This is a genomic window from Streptomyces sp. NPDC048473, assembly GCF_043200155.1.
In the GTDB taxonomy this organism is placed as follows: domain Bacteria; phylum Actinomycetota; class Actinomycetes; order Streptomycetales; family Streptomycetaceae; genus Streptomyces.
This window is the reverse complement of the sequence record NZ_JBICXE010000165.1, coordinates 1-1,957: the sequence shown is the minus strand read 5'-3', so window position 1 is coordinate 1,957 and position 1,957 is coordinate 1. Positions and strand designations below refer to the sequence as shown.

The following is a 1,957-nucleotide window of genomic DNA, read 5'->3' as shown; positions in this document are numbered from 1 at the left end:
ACGGTCTCGGGGGAAATTGAGCTTCGGGCGTGCTGGCCTGGCAGCTCGGCTGGTGGGTGATCAGCGGGCGGTATCGCGGACGAGGGCCAGTTCGGTGCTTGTGCGGCGGTGGGTGGCCCGTTGCGCGGATCGGTCGGAGACGAGTGAGGCGATCGCGAGATGAGTCTCAGCATAGGTATCGCGGCGTCCGGTGAATCGGCGCAAGGGCGCCCACTGGCGGAGCTCGGCGTTGGTGTGCTCCACACAGATCCTCGCCGAGGACTGCCGCCGCCGTGTCTCGCGCCAGGCGCGCTTGTCACCGTCGCACGCCTCGTCCTTGGGCTTCTTCGGCGGGGCGCTGACCTGGCCGGGGAACTCCTTGGCCAGCCCGAGGTAGCCGGAATCGACCTTCGCCTTCACACCGGGACGGATACGGAACTGCTCGGCGATGCCCTCGGTGCGCAGGGCGGTCTGGTCGTGCATCCGGCCCGGGCGGACCAGGCCGGACAGCAGCAGGCGGCCCTGGCCGTCGCTGAACGTGGTGGTCTTGACGGTGTTCTGCTTACGTTTTCCGGAAACGAATGCCCGGCGCCCGGGCCGGCCGGCCTGCGGGCGGCGGACCTGGGTCTCGACCCCATCGATCCGCAGCTCAACGCCCTCCGCCTCGGCATAGGCGAAGACGTCCTCCAGCGTCTTCAGCCGCAGGCCCGGCCGGTCGGGCACGGCAAAACCACGGGCCGCCAGCAGCGGGCGGACCTGCCGGATGGCCGCGGAGACGGTGGAGCGATCCACCTCGAAGAGCTCGGCGAGCACCACGTGCGGCAACTGATGACGCAGATGGACCAGGGTGACCAGCAGCCGATCGAGGAAGACCAGCTTGGGCTTTCGGCCGGCACCCTCCGCCCGCCGACGTTTCCCGCCCCGGGCCTCGCGGAGCGCGGACTGCCGGGCGGCCTCCCACGCACCGGCGAGACCGGCGAACAACTCACCGAAATGTGCGCGTGAGACACCCGTCAGGGCAGGATGGGAACAGGCCGCACGTGCCCAGGTCAGCTTCACAACTCACCCAACCCGTGCGGCTCTTCTCATGTCACGGCCCGAACGGAACGATCACCATGTCCGCCAAGGCCGCAAAACTACTCGGCCTGAAGCGCGCCTGCCGGGACCTCGAAGACGACCGTGAGCCCGTCGCGCTCGTTCCCCTGCTCGCCGACGCGCGTGAATCCGAAGCCCGCGATGGTTGCCAAGGAGGCGCTGTTGTCGGATCCGATACGGGCTCGCACGGTCCTGACACCGGGTTCGGCGGCGGCCCTGGTAAGCAGCGCCGTCAGTATGGCGCGGGCATAGCCCTGGCGGCGGAACCCGGGCACGACGGTGTAGCCGACCTCGACCATGCCAGCCTCATCCGGCGGCCCGTGGAACCCGGCGTCGCCGACGACGGCCCCGTCCGGCTCGGACACCACGGCCCGCGTGATCCAGGGCGCGGCAGACGGGTCCTCGGCGAGCTGATCAGCGCGATGGCCGAAAATCCAGCGGGCCCGGTCGCAGACGAAGTGTTCGTCAAGGTCGACCCCGGCCTCGGCACTGCCGCCAGCGAGGTCACCGTCGGCAAGAGCCCGCAGCGCCTTTGCGTTGAGCTCGACGAAGCGGACACGTTTGGGGATGGGAATGGGGACAGGTTCGCTATTCATCGCGGAGATGGTCGCCCAGCGCCGGAGAGCTGTCCACCGCTTTACGGCCTCGGCTGACATCGTGATCGTCCCGTTCGGGCCGTGACATGAGAAGGGCTGTACGGACGCCGCGATACCTATGCTGAGACTCATCTCGCGATCGCCTCACTCGTCTCCGACCGATCCGCGCAACGGGCCACCCAACGCCGCGCACCGAACTGGCCATCGTCCGCGATACCGCCCGCTGATCACCCACCAGCCGAGCTGCCAGGCCAGCACGCCCGAAGCTCAATTTCCCCCGAGACCGT

General features: G+C 69.0%; 2 protein-coding genes. Both read right to left on the bottom strand.

Going from position 1 to position 1,957, the window contains the following annotated elements:
• Positions 1-60: 60 nt before the first annotated feature.
• On the bottom strand, positions 61-963 hold the full coding sequence (locus ACGFU7_RS47965; protein WP_393705109.1) for a transposase family protein: 903 nt from the start codon (positions 961-963) through the stop codon (positions 61-63).
• A 152-nt stretch (positions 964-1,115) separates the two neighbouring features.
• Positions 1,116-1,670 carry a GNAT family N-acetyltransferase gene (locus ACGFU7_RS47960; protein WP_393705107.1) on the bottom strand — a complete coding sequence of 185 codons (555 nt, stop codon included), beginning with the start codon at positions 1,668-1,670 and terminating at the stop codon, positions 1,116-1,118.
• Positions 1,671-1,957 lie beyond the last annotated feature (287 nt).

Bases quoted from the DNA above. Each gene is read 5' to 3' on its own strand.
- ACGFU7_RS47960 (WP_393705107.1), bottom strand. From the start codon at position 1,670: ATGAATAGCGAACCTGTCCCCATTCCCATCCCCAAACGTGTCCGCTTC.